Source organism: Rhodococcus sp. P1Y (assembly GCF_003641205.1).
Lineage (GTDB): Bacteria > Actinomycetota > Actinomycetes > Mycobacteriales > Mycobacteriaceae > Rhodococcoides.
On the sequence record NZ_CP032762.1, the window covers coordinates 977601 to 995001 of the forward strand.

Consider the following 17401-nt stretch of genomic DNA (forward strand, 5'->3'; position numbering starts at 1 on the left):
GGCAGTAGCAGCTTAGGGTGAAACGGTCAGCCCCTCGAACGCCCCAGGAGACACAGATGGCGATCATCGCCTTGCTCGATCTGAAATTGCGCGCCGACAAGCTCGCCGACGCCGATGCCGTTCTGAACCGCGTCCTCGCCGACACCCGGGCGTTCGACGGGTGCCACGGCGTCGATGTGTGGATCGACGAAGCCGACGAGACCCACTGGATCGCCTACGAGCGCTGGGAGTCAGCAGAGGCGGACGCGAAGTACCGCGAGTGGAGGGCAGGCCCCGGCCAGGCAACGGAACTCGGCGAACTCCTCGCCGGCGCGCCCACGTTGACCAAATTCACGGTGTCAGAGGTCTGACCGCCGGAAGCGGCGCCTCGGGTCGCCCGGTGTAGAAGCCCTGCACCATGTCGAAGCCGAGCTCGGCGGCAACACGGAGTTCGGCTTCGGTCTCGACCCCCTCCATGATGAGCGTCGCCCCGACCTCGCGCGCGAACGCTGCGAGGGCAGCTGCAGCCGCCCGTCGTGCCGGATCCGTGTCGATTCCGTGCACCAACGTGTAGTCGATCTTCAAGGTGTCCGGTTTCAACTCGACGACCTGGCGCAAGCCCGAGAATCCTGCCCCGACGTCGTCGACCGAGATCTTCACGCCTGCCGCACGAATTGCCTCTACCGACCGCGCGACCGACCGGTAGTCGTCGACGCGCTCGTGCTCGGTGATCTCCAGGTACAGCACGCGGCTGTCGAGGTGCGGTGCGAGCCGCGCCAACAGATCGGTGGTGCGGATCGTTTCGGCAGATGCGTTGAGCGAGACGAAGGCTGAACGGGGGAGGGTATGCATCGACTCGAGAGCTGCGTCGATGGCGGCGAGTTCCAGGCGTGGGCCGACTCCTGCCCCTGTCGCATCACGAAACCAGATCAGCGGTGACCCGTGCCCGAACGGGAAACGCGCCAGCGCCTCGTAACCGACCACTTCCGAGGTGAGCGTGTCGCATATCGGTTGAAAAACGATTGTCGGACCGCCGTCGTCGAGAAGCGATTCGATCCGGTCGCGGATGCCGAGTGAGTCCTTGCGGCGTGGCGAAGTCTCGTCGTGCAGCTGAGTCTTGTTGCGGTACAACTCGATGTCTGCCTCGGCGACGAGGCGTCGCAGTATGGTGCCGGTGGCGTCGCCTCGGATGAGAGAGTCGCCGGCGGACCCGACGCTTGTCGTGAACGGTGGGCCGTTGAACGACAACTCCAGTGCGGTGCGGATCCGGATTTCGGCATCGCTCACCTCTGCCTGGGTGCCGAGGTGCACGACGACGAATTCGTCGCCTCCGAGCCGGGAGACCACCGCGGCCTCGGACGCTGCATGCATCAGCCGCGCGGCCACTTCGACGAGTACCAAATCACCGGAGGGATGGCCGTACCGGTCGTTGATCAACTTGAATCCGTCGACATCGATGACAACCACGCCGATGGCGCGCGCCTCGGCGCGTGCACCGACGCCTGCTCGGTTCGCCTGTTCGACCATGTCGAACAGGCCGCGGCGATTCAACAGCCCGGTCAGGGGGTCGAGAAGTGCACGGCTGGCCCGCTGGCGGAGGTAGCGCAGATAGGGCCGCAGCGCGAACGGAGCGATGAACAACGACCCGATTGTGACCGCCCGCGAGGCCGCCGACCACGGATCCGCGCCCGAATCGATGGACATCGCCGTCAACCAGATCAGCACCACTGCCGAAACGAACAGATGGGCGGCCAGCACCTTCGGTGAGGTAGCCACGATCGCGTAGATCGCGACGATGGACAGCATCGCGCAGCCCGGCACCGCATCGAACGGGGTGTCGAAGGACAGCAGGATCGATACAATCCCGATGTCCGAATACAGCACGTACAAGGCTCCGACGCTTCTCCGCGGCCAAGCGCCGAAGAACCACAGCAGCGCCACGGGAACAGTCGACAGCGACGCAATGGCCACGAACACCGATTCGATCGTGGTGAACTGATCCGCTGGAATCATCAACGCGCCGGACAGGCCGAACGACAACGTCAAGACGCCGATGATCACCCTTGCCCATCTCATGCTGTCGGGAGCAGCGATGTCCTCGGTCTCGAAAGTGTTGATTCCGTTGGGATCCGAGGTGACGCGTGCATAGCGATTACGGCGAGGGTCGGCACTCGTACCTAGGTCGCCCACAGGCATCGGGCCTCTCATCGTGGAACAGCGGCTTCCCCGTGAACCCCGCGCCTCACGCGTCTATCGCCTGTTCGCGGGCCCCGTCCCTGTCACGTGGACCTGTTTTCACACCGTACCAGCGCATAGGTAGCGAGAACCGCGCTTTGACCGGCTTGGGGTAGGACGCTTCGGTGACGTCTAGTCGGTACCCGACTCGATCGCGGCATGGTCCAGGGCCTCGGAGTTGATCTCCGAACTGGCTGCGCTGGTGGCAGCAATTGCGGCCGCGCCACCCTCAGGCATGTCGCCGAGTAGCTCGCCCCACGCTGTGAGCTGGTGCTGAGCGGCATACTGCTCGAGCTTGCCGCGGGAGTCGGCGATGTCGAGGTTGCGCATGGTGAGCTGTCCGATGCGGTCACCGGGGAAGAACGCCTGGTCCTTGGCGCGTTCCATCGACAGCTTCTCCGGGTGGTAGCTGAAGCCCGTTCCCTTGGTGTCGACGATGGTGAAGTCCTGTCCACGCCTCAGCCGAACCGTCACGCTGCCGCTGACGACATTGCCGACCCAACGCTGCAGTCCTTCACGCAGCATCAGTGCCTGCGGATCGAACCAGCGGCCCTCGTACAGCAGCCGGCCGAGTCGACGACCCTCATTGTGGTACGAGGCGACGGTGTCCTCGTTGTGCACGGCGTTGAGAAGACGCTCGTACGTGATGTGCAGCAGAGCCATGCCGGGAGCTTCGTAGATTCCGCGGCTCTTGGCTTCGATGATGCGGTTCTCGATCTGGTCGGACATACCGAGGCCGTGACGGCCGCCGATGGAATTGGCCTCCATCACGAGGTCGACGGCACTGTCGAACTTCTTGCCGTTGATCGCTACGGGACGTCCGCGTTCGAACTCGACTGTGACGTCTTCGGTCTCGATGACAACCTCGGGATCCCAGAAACGAACCCCCATGATCGGGTTGACGATTTCCAAGGAGGTATCGAGGTATTCGAGGCTCTTGGCCTCGTGCGTCGCACCCCAGATGTTGGCGTCGGTGGAGTACGCCTTCTCCGCGGAGTCCCGGTACGGAAGATCGTGCTCGGTCAACCACACGGACATCTCGTGACGTCCACCGAGCTCGTTCACGAATGCCTTGTCCAGCCACGGCTTGTAGATCCGCAGTTCGGGGTTCGCGAGCAGGCCGTAACGGTAGAACCGCTCGATGTCGTTGCCCTTGTAGGTGGATCCGTCGCCCCAGATCGAGACGCCGTCGTCGGCCATCGCACGGACGAGCAACGTACCGGTGACGGCGCGGCCGAGCGGGGTGGTGTTGAAGTAGACCTGGTTCCCGGACCTGATGTGGAAGGCCCCGCACGTCAGAGCGGCCAAGCCTTCCTCGACCAGCTGTTCGCGGCAGTCGACGAGCCGCGCCTGCTCAGCGCCGTAGGCGCGACCGCGCTCAGGTACGTCCGACAGATCCGGCTCGTCGTACTGGCCGATGTCGGCGGTGTAGGCGTACGGGACAGCGCCATGTTCACGCATCCACGCCACCGCGACGGAGGTGTCCAAACCGCCGGAGAATGCGATGCCGATGCGCTCACCGACGGGAAGTTCATGCAGTACCTTCGTCACGCGAGCATGGTATCCGGCGGTCGGTCCAGCGAGAAAACCGCCCGGGAGCGGAGTTTACGGAGTGACCGCGAAAACCGGGAGCGGAGTTTACGGAGTGACCCGAAAATCGGGAGCGGAGTCTACGGAGTGACCTGGAAAATCGTGGACGCCAGCGTCGACCCGTTCACCTGTATCTCGAGCATGTGCTCGCCGGGGTAGTAGCGCCGAGTGGTGATGGGCCGGAACGAATGTGACTTCTCGACGACGACTCCTACGCCAGGCTCCAGTGTTCTGGTGGTCAGCTTGAACACCTTCGGCGTGCGGCCACCGTTGGCTCGGACGTGATGGATGACGTAGTCGATCGCAACAGCTTGCCTCGACGACGCGGAGATCTCGAAGCGCAACCTCATGTCGCCGCCGGCCTGCACGTGGGATGGCGTGACGGTCAGACCTGCGACGGTGACGCCGTCGGGCGGGGCGAAGCCGAGGAGAGCCAAGGCGTCGGGATTGCCCTTCTTGATCAGGGTTCGAAGGGCGTGCCTCACGAGTTTCGGTGTGTTCACGTCCGGCTGGTCGGACCATTTCCGAGCTTGCTCGACGACGAGAGCTGGGTCGGTGCGGCTCAGATCGTTGAGGTGATTGGCGACCGACCGACGGACGTACTCGGACTCGTCGCGGTAGAGGGCGTCGAGGATGGCGATCGTCGCGTCCGGTCTCGCGGTGAGTGCCCTGACGCGCCTCGCCCACGGTAGGTAAAGGCGCGTTCCCTCGGAGGCGAGTCTGCGGACGTGTTCGTCGGGGTGCTCGGTCCAACCAAGTGCTGCCGCGAGAGTGACGTCGAGATCGGAGTCCATGAAGGTCCGGATCGCGAATTCCCCGCTCAGGCGCGACGTCAGATCTTTCAGAAGCGCCAGGCCCGCGTCGAATTCGGCGGGGCCCTCTGCGGTTGCTCGCGTCGCCACTGCCTCGCTGACGGGCCAGATCATCCAACCGGTGAAGGTCTTCTTGCGCAATGCTTTTCGGACGCTCTTCTCGAACGGCACGTAGCTGTCCGGCAGGTCCGTGAGTAACGCGTCGCGGACCAGGCGGGCTCGGTCGCTCAGGGAGAGTCCGGTGAAACTCGCGGTGGTCGCCGAGGTCGCGGGCATCGTCCCGCCGAGGCACTCGATGAGATCGTCGACGACGGATGCGCCGAGAAGTTCGTCTGCGGTGGGCATCTTCAGACCATGTCCTTCTTCGTCAGCCAGCGCAGCGTCGGCCATCCACAGAACACGGGGAGCCAGCACGTGAGAACGCGATAGAGCAACACCGACGGAACGGCCACACTTGCCGGCAGCCCGAAGGCCGCGAGACCACCGATCAACGCGGCTTCCACCGCGCCGACGCCGCCGGGGGTCGGCGCTGCCGATGCGAGCGTCCCGCCGATCATGGTGACGACGGTAACGGTGACGAACGTTGTTCCGCCGCCGAAGGCTTCGATGCTCGCCCACAGTGCTAGTGCTGCACCGAGAGTGGTTGCAGCGCAGCCGAGGATGATGATGGAGAATCGCTTGGGGTCCTTGGCCAGATCGCCGAGCTCGCCGAACACCTCTTTCAGCTGTGGCCGTACTGCGTTGCGCAACCAATGTCGAAGCGTGGGAACGAACATGAACGTCCCGACGATGCCGAGAGCGACGCCTGCGATCAGATACAGCACCGTCGGATCCGGCACGAAATGTGCGAGATCCGCCGACGTTCCCGCCACGACAGAGAAGAAGATCAACAACCCGACGTGGGTGATCACCTGTACCGATTGTTGCAGCGCCACAGCAGCTGTCGCACGCACAGCGCCGAGGCCGCCCTTCTGCAGGAAGCGAACGCTCAAGGCGAGCCCGCCGACACCCGCAGGCGTCGTCGTCGCGGCAAAAGTGTTGGCCACCTGCATGATCGTCAGATGACGGAAGCTGACCAGGCCGGACGCGCATGCCCACAGAGCCGCAGCAGCGCCGAGGTACGTCAGAGCCGAAACCGCTAGTCCCAGCAGAGCCCACCACCAGTTTGCCGAAAGCAATTCGGTCATGAACGTCGGGACCGCGCTGATGAACGGATATGCGACGTAGACGAGGCCGATCAGCAACACCAGCTGAATGATCTGATTGCGGGTGAACCGCGTGACCTGTTCGGCCCTGATCTTGTCGGCGTCCGTCTGTCTGACGATCTCGTCGCGCACCCTGTTCATGACTGCTTTGCCGTCGGGAACGGATTTGAGCACGCGCGTGGGTATTGCAGTTTTGGTCAGGCGCCCCGCGGCCGTGACGACGATGTCCTTGCCGAGCGTATCGATGGCTATACGTACGGCCCGTTCCTCACCGAACAGGGCAGACGTGGAGATCAACAGCTGCGCGACGTCGGACTGCATCTGCGCGTCCGACGCCCCGAGCTCGGCATTGGAGAAACCGCCGAACAGTGCCTTGCCGTCGTCGTTCCGCAGTTCCTCGCTGCGGAGGTCGCCGTGGGAGATCTGTACTTCGTGCAGCGTCTGGAGGCCGTTCCAGATACTGCTGGCGAGCGAGTCCGGCGAGGACTCGTCGACTGGAACGCCTGCGGGCGCAGTATGGGCGAAGAGCGCCCACCCGCGGGACAGTGCGGACACAGCGAGCGGCTTGCTGCTGGCGATGCCGAGGTCACCGATGGCGATACCCATCAACGCCCGATGTTCGACGGCTCGGCGCATCGAGGCGTGCAGAGGCACGGACTCTTCGGCGCGGAAGGACAACCACCGCCACGCCTGACGAAGGGCGCCTCCACTGCGCTGGTTCTGCCCGTACATCTCGACGATGACCTCGGGTTCGGTGCCGTCGGCTTTGGCGGAGAGCACCAACGGCCCTGGGCCTGCCGGCTTCAAAACCTTGAACGACGTGACGGTATGGCCGCGGCGCGCGAGGAGCCGTACCGCGGCGTCGAGCGGCACTTCCAGGGCCGGCGTACCTACGACGAGGACGATCAGCGTTCCGACCAGCCAACCGACGGACAGGCCCAACATCGATCGCGCCGGCACAACCGTGCTGACGAAAAGGTGGATCGGTACGAACGCGAGGAGCAAGAACCACCAGACGCGTCGCCACCGGGCGGGGAGCCATGGTCCGGACACCGTCAGGACAGCAGCGAGCATCGCGATCCACCGGGAATCGTCGAGGAATTGGGAGAGAAATGTGTCGAGCCGGTCCGGTACGTCGAGATGCCATGCTGGGGTCGAGATTCCGGTGCCGGTGATGGACAGAGCCAGCCCGGCGATGATGCCTGCAGCGCCGTAGCCTGCGAGGAGCTTCCACTGTCGACCGGCGATCAGTCCGATCAGAATGCCGAACGGAAGCGCCAGGATTGCGATTCCGTAGAGGATGTAGACGAGGTTCGACTGGTCGGGACTGAGCACCCCGACGATGTTCGACACCGATGTCTCGAGTGCGTCCCATTGATTTCGAGTGATCAGCGAACCCGCGATGACGGCGGCGAGCAGAATGCTCGCCAGCACCACCCGCAGGATGTCGCTGGTGCGCCTGCCTAGCGGTTGCAGCAGGCGTCCCGTCACCGGAATGTCTCGCCCGTCCACTCGCACGTGCGTCAACTTACAGTGCCTCGGTGTGGCACCCGGGGCTTGTGGGCGTGATGCACCGCTGTTGCCGCGAGGGCGGGGATCCCCCGTTCGAAATCGAACGATCGGTGCTCCTTGCCCACCTACCGCGCCAGCCTCCGCCTGAGCTCGTTGCGGACCGCCGGCCACTCGGAGTCGACGATGGAGAACACGACCGTGTCGCGCAAGGAGCCGTCGGGCATGCGTTGGTGGTTGCGCAGGATGCCGTCCTGTTTGGCGCCGAGGTTCGCAATGGCAGTGCGCGACTGCATGTTCATCCAATGCGTACGGAATTCAACTGCGATGCAATCCAATTCCTCGAACGCATGCGTCAGGAGCAGGAGTTTGCTCGCCGTATTGGTGCCGGTGCGGTGTGCGGACGCGGCGTTCCACGTGGAACCGATCTCGACTCGACGGTTCGCGGCGTCGGCATGCATGTAGGTCGTCATGCCGATGATCTGACCGGTATCGGTACGGCGGACAGTGAACGGCAGCATCGACTGCGCTTCCAGCAGGCCGAGGCGTCGATCGATCTCGGCCGCCATGTCCTCCGGCCTGGGCACGGTGGTGTACCAGAGGTTCCAGAGCTCACCGTCTCGGGCGGCGTCGGAAAGTCCCTCGAGGTGGTCGTGGCTCAGAGGCTCCAGGGTTACGAGGTCGTTGGCCAGGGTCACCGGGTGCAGGAAGGTCACGCGGCCGAGGATACGTCAGCGGACTTCGCCGAGCGCGTGAGCACGATCGCTGCAGCTGCAACGACACCCACCAGGACTACGAGGATGCCCACGACGTCGTGGAACGCGCCTGCGTACTCGTGTGCGTGACCGGGTAGTCCCGCCGCCGCGGCGTCGGCCTCGGGGTCTCCGCTCAGTCGATCGGTGACGAGGCTCGACAGCAGCCACGCGTATCCGGCGACGAGGAGAGCTTCACCGCCGATGCGGAAGAGGTTGAGAACGCCCGCCGCCGTTCCGGTGCTGTGCGGCGGGACGGACGCGAGTGCTTCGCCGTCGACGAGACCGATCGGAAGGCCGAAACCGAACCCCACCAAGACCATCGGCCCGACGATCCACCACAGCGACCCGTCTGGACGCAGAAGCAACAGTCCCAGATCGCCGATTATCAGCGCAGCAAGACTGACGTGGATCACCGTCGTCGGGGTTGTTCTTCCTGCGGTGATCAGCCGTGCCACCGCGGCCGGTGCGAGAAGAACGGGTGCCGTCATGACCAGCATCAGAAGCCCTGCCGACGCGGCGTCCATGGCTACGATGCCGCTCAGAGCGTTCGGTAGATAGGTCAGTAGGGTGACGAACCCGATCGCTCCGGCGACGGGCACGAGGCATAGACCGAGGAACTTTCGGTTTCGAAGCAGGGCGAAGTCGAGGACCGGGGATGTGCCGGCGGAATCGGGCCGGATATGTGGCAGCGCAAGGGTTCCGGCGAACGCGACCGCGAGAATGGCCGCCTGCGTGAGAAACACTCCACGCCAGCCGATTCCGCCGACCAGGAGGCCAGCGATGGTCGGGCCGAGCGCGAGGCCGAGGCCGTTGACCGTGCCGAATGCCGCGAATGCCTTGGCTCGGGCCGCGCCGAAGTAGGTGCTGGCAAGGATCGAGGTGGACCCGACGAGCACGGCCGCTGCGCCGACGCCTGCGAGTATCCGCGCGACGTCGAGAACGATCAGCGTGGGGGCCGCGGCGCTGACGATGCCCGCGAGGCCGGTCAGCGCGACACCGATACGGAAGGACGCCCGATGACCGATGCGGTCGGATACCGCACCCCACACGACCGTGAACAGCGCGAACGCGAGGTTGAAGCCGTTGACGACCCACTGCAGCGGACCGGGGCTGTCCCCCAGGTCGAGTGCAATGTCCGGCAACGCGATGGCGGTGCCCGCAATCGACATTGGGATCACGAACTGTGCTGCGAGTACGACGGGCAGCGTGAGCTTGCCGGGCTCGGTACGAGTGGAAGGCATCGATTCCCCCTAGGTACGATGGTTGTCGTACTAGGGAAGCAGAGTTGTAGGTACGGCGCAAGTCGTACCTACATGCGATCGATATCCGGGAGCGAGATGGCAGACGAGAACGGGCACCCCGAGGTGTCGGAGATGGAGCTCGGCAAGGTGATGTCGGCGTTGGCGGATCCGCTACGCCGCAGGGTGATCACCGAGCTGGTCGGCGACGACGACGGCGCCGAGCGTACATGCATGTCCTTCGAGCTCGGTGTCACCAAATCGACTCTGACGCATCACTTCCGGGTACTCCGTGAAGCCGGTTTGGTCTTTCAGGTCGATCGTGGCAACAGCCGAAAGGTGACGCTGCGCAGGCCCGAGTTGAACGAGCGCTTTCCCGGGCTGTTGGACCTCATAGCGAACGAGACGCCGTAAAACGGGTGGCCTCACGGTAGGTCGCGGGTTAGCGTCGTCGGCATGCACATCGCAATGATCGGCACGACGGCCCCCAGCCATATCTACCCGTCCCTCGGGTTGATTGCGGAGTTGGTTCGCCGTGGACACCGTGTTACCTACGCGGTCGGAGAGCAGTTGGCTTCGGTGGTCGAACCCGCTGGTGTCGAGGTCGTTTCGTTCCCGTCGATCCTTCCTCAGGGTGAGGACGGCTGGCCTGACGACCCGGCCGAGTCCATGCACGTGTTTCTCGACGAAGCTCTCGCGTCCTTCGCTGTCCTCACCGACTTCTACGACGAGAACCCGCCCGATCTGTTCCTGTACGACATCGGTGGGTTGGCCGCTCCGGTGCTCGGACGGCGTCTCGGCGTGAAGGCGGTGCAACTGTCACCTGCGATGGTTGCGTGGGACGGGTACGAGGACGATCTCGCAGAGATGTTGGGCCCGTTGCGTGCATCGGAGACAGGCAAGGCTTACCATGCGGCGTACTCGAACTGGCTGTCCGGCAACGGTATCGAGGACGATGCGTGGGACTGGATCTCCCACCCGGAGCACGTGTTGTCGCTCATACCCCGAGCAATGCAGCCGAATGCGGACAGGGTGCCGCCGAGGGGTCGGTTCGTCGGGCCGTGTCTCGATCCTGCTCGGTTGGACGAGGGCGGCTGGACTCCGCCGTCGTCGGGCTCGCGGGTGTTGTACGTGTCGTTCGGAACCGGGTTCAACTTCCGGCCGGACTTCTACCGAACGTGCATCGAGGCGTTCGGCGGCACGAACTGGCACGTCGTGATCTCGATCGGCAACAGGGTCGACCCATCCGTGCTGGGTGACCTGCCGTCGAACATCGAGATCCACTCGCGCGTACCACAGCTCGCGATCCTTCGTGAGGCTTCGGCGTTCGTCACTCACGCCGGCATGGGCGGCTGCACCGAAGCGCTGTGGTTCGAGGTACCGACCGTCGCGATCCCCCAGGCTGTCGACCAATTCGGAAACGCGGCGTTACTCGAGGAACTGAACGTCGGGGTGCAGCTGCAGAACGAGGACGTGACGGCCGAGTCGCTCCGGATGGCGGTCGAAAAAGTTGCAGAGTCAGCCGAAATCCGCGCGCGGCTCACCGAGATCGGTGCCGAGGTCCGCGCCGACGGTGGGGTCGACACAGCAGCCGACGCGGTGGTAACCGCAGCTGGCGGCTAGTCGAGTGCGCTGACGCTCATTCCGTAGGGCAGGAACCGCACCTTCCTGGCAGGGTCGGTGTTTTCCTTGTGCGCCCGCAGCGCGTCGAGCTCGGTGGCGAACACCTGGTCGATGGAGGCGCCCGCGTCGGTGACGGTGTAGATCGCCCAGACGCCGTCGCCCTTCTCGCCGGTGGTCTCGGGCTCGGGGGCGCTCGTGCGAGTCGGTGTCGCGGCGTTGCCGAAGAATGCGCCCCACGGTCCGACTGCGCCGGATTGGCCGATCATCTTGCCTACTTGACCGACCACGTCGCGAAGTCCGTCGCTCGCCTCCTTGGCGAAACGATCGAAGTCCTCGGGGTCGATGTTGAACGGTCCGTTGTTGGTCATGACTCCAGTGTGCGCTCAGGTGCGCCTGCGGCGCCCGTGCGCGCGTAATTACGTTCCTCTGTCATTACGCACGCACGACCTCTGACCTGCTTGTGAGTGCATGATTACGTCCCTGTGTCACTACGCACGCACAGGCGGCGGAGCCGCCGTCACTGCTGTTGGAGGCGCGAACCGATCGTGTTGTGCAGGGCCCTCAGGCTGTTCTGTCCGAGCGAGACGGTCTGCGACTCGATGTGCCGCAGCAGGTGACCGTCGTCGAGCACTTTTTCACTGGACTGGATCAGAACAGTGCCTGCGCCGGTGAAGTCGAACTGACGTTCTTCGCCGCTGTTCGCGCCGAGGAATCCGCGGGCAGCACCGAGAAAGTTCTGCATCCAGCCGGCGTCGAAGTGATGCGACGGGGAGGGGCAGTCGGCCCATCCGACGAGCGCTTCCGGATCGATACGCAGAGGCGGTTCGGCGAACATGACCGTCCCGTTCGACGACGCGAGGAACTTGCCGGTGCCCAACAACGTCAAGAATCCGGGCACGATCGACTGCTTCAGGTCGAGTGTCGGTTCGAACGCGAGAAGATTGGATGCCCGGATCGTCAGGTTGCCGTCGTCCAGGTCGTAGGAGTTGATGTTGAACCCACGGTCGCCGAGGATCAGCTTTCCCTGGCCCTGGGCGAGCACCCAGTCGTTCGAGTACAGCGGTGAGCTGAAGCGCGCGGCGACGATGGCAGGCATGGACGTCTGGCCGAGCGGTTCGAATCGCACGTTGCCGTAGTAGGCAATCATCGCGCCCTTGGAGGTGAACCACGGCTGACCGGCGAGTTCGACGCAGAACGCGTAGTCGTTGCCGGGGACGTTGTCGTTGACCGGGAGCGTGTACGGGGTGTGGATCTCGATGGGAGTGGAGCCTGCGGAATGACCCTGGAAATTTGTCATGTCAGCTCCTAGAACTTCTGCTCGGACGCCTGGACCCACACGGTTCCGAAGCCGGTCATCTTCAGTTGGATCGCCTCGCCGCTGCCCTTGCCGACGGCGTCACGCCAGCCGACGTTGGCGGAAATGTCGACGGTTATGTTGCCGATGTGGCAGACATATGCCTGCGGATCGACGACGACCTGGGGATGTTCGGGCCCGACCTGCAACGGAATCGCGCCACCGTGCGACAGAACCGCGACGCTGCCCTGCCCGGTGAGTTGCGTCGTGAACAGGCCCTGGCCCGTCATCGCGCCGCGGACGGCTCCCCGCACCCCGCCCTGGGAGGTGAGCGCGACGATCGAGCTCTGCAAATAGCCGTCGTGCACCAGCAGTCGATCGGCCTCGACCGTCAGCATCGACGAACCGTCGAGATGGATCACCTCGACGTACAGGCCGGCGTGGCCGTAGAAGACCTCGCCCTGGCCCTCGGCGGCCATCATCGCGACGTGCTCGCCGGACATCATCCGCCCGGCCATTCCCGCGACGCCACCCATGCTGGGCATCGCGCCTGCCGCGCCGCCCATCGAGTGCGGGATGAAGTGGACGTCGCCGGTGTAGTAGAGCATGGAACCCTTGCGCGCCAGCACATTCTGGCCCGGCGCGAGGACAGATTTGACGACCTTGCTGTTGACGAGTTCGAGTGGCACGTCAGCGCTCCTCGGGTTGAATGTAGACGACGCCTAGGCCGTCGAAACGGAGCGAGAAGGCCTCGCCGCTGCCGCCGCCGATGGCGGATCGCCAGGTGACGTCAGTGACGAAGCTCTGGTTCAGCTGTCCACGATGCGCGACGAACGAATCAGGGTCGACGACCAGCGGATACTGCGGATCGACGCCGAGAGCGATGAGTGGTCCACCCGCGGACAGCAGTGCGACAGAACCGGATCCGCTGACCACCGTCGTGAACAGCCCTTGCCCCGACGAGGCCCCGCGGAGACCGGAAAACTTCACTTCGGTCTTCAGTTGGCCGGTGATGGCAAGGAGCTGGGAAGCCTCGACGTGCATCGAGTCGTTTGCGATCTCGACGATGGTGATGTCCTGGGCGTCGACGGCGAAGTAGACAGTGCCTTTGCCGGAAACCTCCATGAGAGAAAGGGATTCGCCGGTCACCTTCTGTTTGAGGGCAGCGCGAAGACCGCCACCGCCACCCATCCCTGCGTTCTTGAAAGCGACATCGCCCTCGTACGCGACCATGGATCCGGAAATCGCACGCAGCGAATCGCCCTGCGGTGATCCGTGTTGCAGATTTGCGACGAGCACTCGGTGCCCGTTCATTGTCAGCTGAGCCACGGGGGAACTATGCCACGCGATGTCCCCCCGTGCCAGCCTTCTGGTACGAGCGAGACCTAGACGAGCGGTTTCAGGGCCTTACCTGCGAGTTCGACGACGCCCGGCTGGTGTCCGTTGGTGATCAGGTTGATGATCACTCCGTCGATGCCATGGTCCAGTACTCGCTTCTGGACCTGTTCTGCGACGTCGTCCGGCGTGCCGCAGAAGTGTCGGTCCGTCGCGGCGGCGATGTCGTCGTCCGACAGGTTGGAAAGGTCGACCCCGGTGGACAGCAGGTAATCGCTCTGCAACTTCTTGGCCTTGTCGCCGTCCTCATCGATGATGACGAATGCGAGGAAACTGGTTTCGAGGTCCTTCGGGTCGCGGTCGACCTCCTCGCAACGAGCTTCGACAGCCTTGACCTTGCGCGGCAATTCGCTTGCATCGCAGATGATATTGAGATGGTCGGCGAACTGTGCGGCGAGGCCGAAGGTCTTCTTCTCGCCTCCGCCACCGAGCATGATCGGAAGGTCGTCGCGAATGCGTGGCTCGTTGATGGCGTCCTGCACCTGGTACCAGAGACCGTCGAACGTCGGGCGCTGCCCCCGCAGCATCGGCTCGATGATCTGCAGGGCCTCGTCGAGTCGTTCGAATCGGTCGGTGAAGGTGCCGAACTCGAGTCCGAAGCTCTGATGTTCGAGCTCGAACCAGCCCGCGCCGATGCCGAGGATGGCACGGCCACCGCTGACGACGTCGAGTGTCGTGACGGTTTTGGCGAGGATAGCCGGATTCCGGTATGTGTTGCCGGTGACCAGCGCGGACAGCTGGATGGAGTCGGTGGCGGTCGCCAGCGCGGACAGTGCCGAGTAGGCCTCGAGCATCGGCTCGTCGGGCTTGCCGATTCCTGGTAGTTGGTAGAAGTGGTCCATGACGAACGCGGTGTCGAATCCCGCGGCCTCTGCCTCGCGCGCCTGCGCGATGACCGTCGGGAACAGCTCCTTGACGGAACCTTCGTAGCTGAAGTTGGGCATCTGGTAACCGAGACGAATAGTCACCCGAACAACGCTACTCCCGTCGGTGACGCACGACACCTGGAGAAGTTGACTATGTCGAGCTATAGTCAGGCTAGCTAGGGTTTAGTAAAGCCAGACGGAAAGGTCACGTCATGTCTCATACATTCGGTCGGGATGCAGTCATCGTCGAGGCGGTCCGCACACCGGTGGGCAAGGGTAAGGCCAGCGGGGCGCTCCATGGCGTGCACCCGGCGGATCTGTTGGCGCACAGCCTCCGCGCACTGATCGAGCGAACCGGCATCGATCCGGCCTTGATCGACGACGTCATCACCGGCGCCGTGACTCAGGTCGACGAGCAGGCGTTCAACATTGCTCGGACGGCGTTGCTCGCCGCCGGCTACCCCGAGTCGGTGCCGGGAACCACCGTCGACAGGCAGTGTGGAAGTAGTCAGCAGGCAGTGCATTTCGCCGCGCAGGGCGTCATGTCCGGTGCGTACGACATCGTAGTCGCGGCAGGCGTCGAGTCGATGGGTCGCGTCCCCATGGGATCCAACATCAGGCCGGGCGCGGACCCTCGCGGCGTGGCATTCACCGAACGCTATTCGGAAGGCCTGATCGCGCAAGGCCATAGCGCCGAATTGATCGCTGCACGATGGGGATTCGATCGGACGGCCCAGGACGAGTTCGCTTTGAGCAGTCACGCCAAGGCATACGCTGCCGCGACGGGTGGCCGTTTCGCCAAGGAACTCGCGCCCCTTGCCGAGCTCGACCACGACGAGATCATCAGGAGTGGAGGCACACTGGAATCGATGGCGGGGCTGAGGCCGGCATTCGTTGATCCTGCTGTGGGCGAGCGTTTCCCGCAGATCGATTGGTCGGTGACTGCGGGTAACAGCAGCCCGTTGAGCGACGGTAGTGCCGCCCTGCTGATCACCACGAGTGAGATCGCCGCGCGGCTCGGATTGAAGCCGTTGGCGCGGTTGCATAGCTTTGCCGTCGTCGGATCCGATCCGCTGTACATGTTGACCGGGGTGATTCCGGCGACCGAGAAGGTGCTCGCGAGGGCAGGCCTGGGGTTGTCGGATATCGATCTGTTCGAGGTCAACGAGGCGTTCGCGTCGGTTGTCCTAGCGTGGCAGAAGGAAATCGGCGCAGATCCGAGACGCGTCAACGTCAACGGAGGAGCCATTGCCATCGGACATCCCCTCGGAGCCAGCGGCGCGCGGATCATGACGACTCTCGTCAACGCGATGGAACAGAACGATGCACGGTTCGGTCTGCAAACGATGTGTGAGGCAGGCGGGCTGGCCAATGCAACGATTCTGGAACGGGTCTGACGAGCCCCGTTTTTGCTGCAGAAACCGGCGTACGGGTGAACAATCGGCCGCATGACGACTCTCCAGCTCACCCGCCCGCCGTTCTCCGGATTCGCCGTCGACGACATCGACAAGGCCCGAACGTTTTATGCCGAGACGCTCGGGCTGACCGTCGTCGATGGCGAGATGGGACTGATACACCTCCAGTTGAGCGAGTCCGTGGAGGTGTTGATCTACCCACGGGAGAGTCACCGACCTGCGCCGTACACGATCTTGAACTTCCCCGTCGCCGATATCGATGCCGCCGTCGACGCGCTGATCGCCAAAGGCGTCGTATTCCAGCAGTATCCGGACATGGGGACCGACGAGCGCGGAATCTTTCGGCACGGCGGCCCGCTCATCGCGTGGTTCACCGACCCCGCAGGCAACGTTCTGGCTGTACTCGAGGCCTGATTACGCTGTGGGCGTGCCGAGTTCGAGGGTCACCGACTGATTCTGGCGAACCCCTGTGTCGGTGACCCACTCCAGACGGACGATGTCACCAGGCCTACGTCCGATCATCCCCCGCGTGAGCTCGTCGGATGTGCGCACCGGTAGGCCGTCGATCGAGACGATCACGTCGCCCTGAATCAGTCCGGCGCGTTCGGCGGGCGAGTCGGATTGGACCGACGCCACAGCCGCGCCCTGCGATGGTCCCGTTGTTCGGAACGCCGATACGTCGCGGACGCCGATACCCAAGTAGGGCGTCGGACCGACGTGGACGGTGCCTGCCGATTCTCCGGTGCGAACTTGCTCGACGACGGCCATCGCCTCGTCGATGGGGATTGCATAGGCCTCGGGTGCCTGTGTTGCGCGCGCCTCGTCCGACAGTCCCGCTGCGTCCACCCCGACGACGTTGCCCCACGCGTCGACGAGTGGCCCCCCTGAGTCCCCCGGCCGAACGTCGGCGTCGACCTGGATCAGTCCGGTCAGGTCGTTACGAGATCCGTCGACCGAACTTTGAGCAGTCACGGAACGATCCAGCGCGACGACGGTCCCCGGTGCCGGCACGAGAACGCCTGCGCCCGAGGCATTCCCAATCGCGGTGACCGCATCGCCGACGGCAAGGTCAGCGGACGATCCTATGGCCGCCACCTCAAGGTTCGCGGCCGTCGTCAGCTGCAGGACTGCAAGGTCTCGCGATCTGTCGTACCCGAGTATCGACGCGTCGTAGATCAGTCCGTTGCCCGCATGCACTGCGGTCACGTCGGACGCCTGTTCGATCACATGGAAGTTGGTAAGGACGAGCCCATCAGATCCGACGACGAACCCGGTCCCCGCGACTCCGTAGAGCCCGAACTCGGCAGCGATCGTGACGACGGTCGGATTCACTCGCGCCGAGATCTGCTCGGGGGTGAGCGGGGCAGCGGGTGGTAGCTGGGCTGCGGGAGGGGCGGAGGTGGGGCAGGTTGACCGACGAGGGCAGCAGGTGAGTCGGTCTTATCGAGTACACCGGGTGCCAACGGAGCCGCGAGAGCTGAGGCA

17 protein-coding genes are annotated in these 17401 nt (G+C 64.2%); 5 read left to right on the plus strand and 12 right to left on the minus strand.

The genetic code is table 11. The features are described from left to right. Window positions 1-56 precede the first annotated feature (56 nt). Entirely contained in the window at window positions 57-350 is a 294-nt protein-coding gene (locus D8W71_RS04615) for a putative quinol monooxygenase (RefSeq protein ID WP_121111392.1), read from the plus strand. Here D8W71_RS04615 and D8W71_RS04620 read toward each other — a convergent pair. The 6 genes from D8W71_RS04620 to D8W71_RS04645 form a co-directional block, all read right to left on the minus strand. Next, window positions 331-2175 (minus strand): bifunctional diguanylate cyclase/phosphodiesterase, encoded by a 1845-nt coding sequence (locus D8W71_RS04620; protein ID WP_121111394.1) that lies wholly within the window; start codon window positions 2173-2175, stop codon window positions 331-333. The two genes, D8W71_RS04615 and D8W71_RS04620, sit on opposite strands and share 20 nt — an antisense overlap. Before the next feature lie 171 nt (window positions 2176-2346). Then, window positions 2347-3765 carry an argininosuccinate synthase gene (gene argG / locus D8W71_RS04625; RefSeq protein ID WP_121111396.1) on the minus strand — a complete coding sequence of 473 codons (1419 nt, stop codon included), beginning with the start codon at window positions 3763-3765 and terminating at the stop codon, window positions 2347-2349. 119 nt (window positions 3766-3884) lie between these two features. Then, the gene (locus tag D8W71_RS04630; protein WP_328588814.1) at window positions 3885-5030 is read right to left on the minus strand and encodes a DNA alkylation repair protein; all 1146 of its coding nucleotides are present in this window, start codon (window positions 5028-5030) and stop codon (window positions 3885-3887) included. Beyond that, window positions 4964-7339, minus strand: coding sequence for a lysylphosphatidylglycerol synthase transmembrane domain-containing protein (locus tag D8W71_RS04635; RefSeq protein ID WP_121111400.1), 2376 nt, complete (start codon window positions 7337-7339; stop codon window positions 4964-4966). Before D8W71_RS04635 ends, D8W71_RS04630 begins: the two co-directional genes overlap by 67 nt. A gap of 119 nt (window positions 7340-7458) precedes the next feature. Further along, window positions 7459-8046, minus strand: a complete 588-nt coding sequence (locus tag D8W71_RS04640) for a GNAT family N-acetyltransferase (RefSeq protein ID WP_121111402.1) — start codon at window positions 8044-8046, stop codon at window positions 7459-7461. Further along, window positions 8043-9326, minus strand: coding sequence for an MFS transporter (locus D8W71_RS04645; RefSeq protein WP_121111404.1), 1284 nt, complete (start codon window positions 9324-9326; stop codon window positions 8043-8045). Before D8W71_RS04645 ends, D8W71_RS04640 begins: the two co-directional genes overlap by 4 nt. Before the next feature lie 96 nt (window positions 9327-9422). Here D8W71_RS04645 and D8W71_RS04650 point away from each other — a divergent pair, with 96 nt between their 5' ends. Together D8W71_RS04650 and D8W71_RS04655 are read left to right on the plus strand one after the other, a co-directional pair. Next, complete coding sequence (locus D8W71_RS04650; RefSeq protein WP_121111406.1) at window positions 9423-9737, plus strand: ArsR/SmtB family transcription factor; 315 nt, start codon at window positions 9423-9425, stop codon at window positions 9735-9737. Window positions 9738-9779: 42 nt separating this feature from the next. Then, window positions 9780-10946: a macrolide family glycosyltransferase gene (locus D8W71_RS04655; protein WP_121111408.1), complete on the plus strand. Its 1167-nt coding sequence runs from the start codon at window positions 9780-9782 to the stop codon at window positions 10944-10946. On the opposite strand, the gene D8W71_RS04660 is transcribed toward D8W71_RS04655, so the two are convergent. From D8W71_RS04660 to D8W71_RS04680, 5 genes are all read right to left on the minus strand, one after another. Then, a complete protein-coding gene (locus D8W71_RS04660; RefSeq protein WP_121111410.1) occupies window positions 10943-11314 on the minus strand; it encodes a hypothetical protein in 372 nt (123 codons plus the stop codon). The two genes, D8W71_RS04655 and D8W71_RS04660, sit on opposite strands and share 4 nt — an antisense overlap. Window positions 11315-11463: 149 nt before the next feature. After that, entirely contained in the window at window positions 11464-12243 is a 780-nt protein-coding gene (locus D8W71_RS04665; protein WP_121111412.1) for an AIM24 family protein, read from the minus strand. An 8-nt stretch (window positions 12244-12251) separates the two neighbouring features. After that, on the minus strand, window positions 12252-12929 hold the full coding sequence (locus D8W71_RS04670) for an AIM24 family protein (protein ID WP_121111414.1): 678 nt from the start codon (window positions 12927-12929) through the stop codon (window positions 12252-12254). A gap of 1 nt (window position 12930) precedes the next feature. After that, entirely contained in the window at window positions 12931-13554 is a 624-nt protein-coding gene (locus D8W71_RS04675) for an AIM24 family protein (RefSeq protein ID WP_121111416.1), read from the minus strand. 71 nt (window positions 13555-13625) lie between these two features. After that, entirely contained in the window at window positions 13626-14603 is a 978-nt protein-coding gene (locus tag D8W71_RS04680; RefSeq protein WP_201265251.1) for an LLM class F420-dependent oxidoreductase, read from the minus strand. Between the two features lie 110 nt (window positions 14604-14713). Here D8W71_RS04680 and D8W71_RS04685 point away from each other — a divergent pair, with 110 nt between their 5' ends. Further along, entirely contained in the window at window positions 14714-15898 is a 1185-nt protein-coding gene (locus D8W71_RS04685) for a thiolase family protein (RefSeq protein WP_121111420.1), read from the plus strand. A gap of 51 nt (window positions 15899-15949) precedes the next feature. Continuing rightward, the gene (locus D8W71_RS04690; protein WP_121111422.1) at window positions 15950-16330 is read left to right on the plus strand and encodes a VOC family protein; all 381 of its coding nucleotides are present in this window, start codon (window positions 15950-15952) and stop codon (window positions 16328-16330) included. Here D8W71_RS04690 and D8W71_RS04695 read toward each other — a convergent pair whose 3' ends face one another. Then, complete coding sequence (locus D8W71_RS04695) at window positions 16331-17248, minus strand: S1C family serine protease (protein WP_236077713.1); 918 nt, start codon at window positions 17246-17248, stop codon at window positions 16331-16333. Between the last annotated feature and the right edge of the window lie 153 nt (window positions 17249-17401).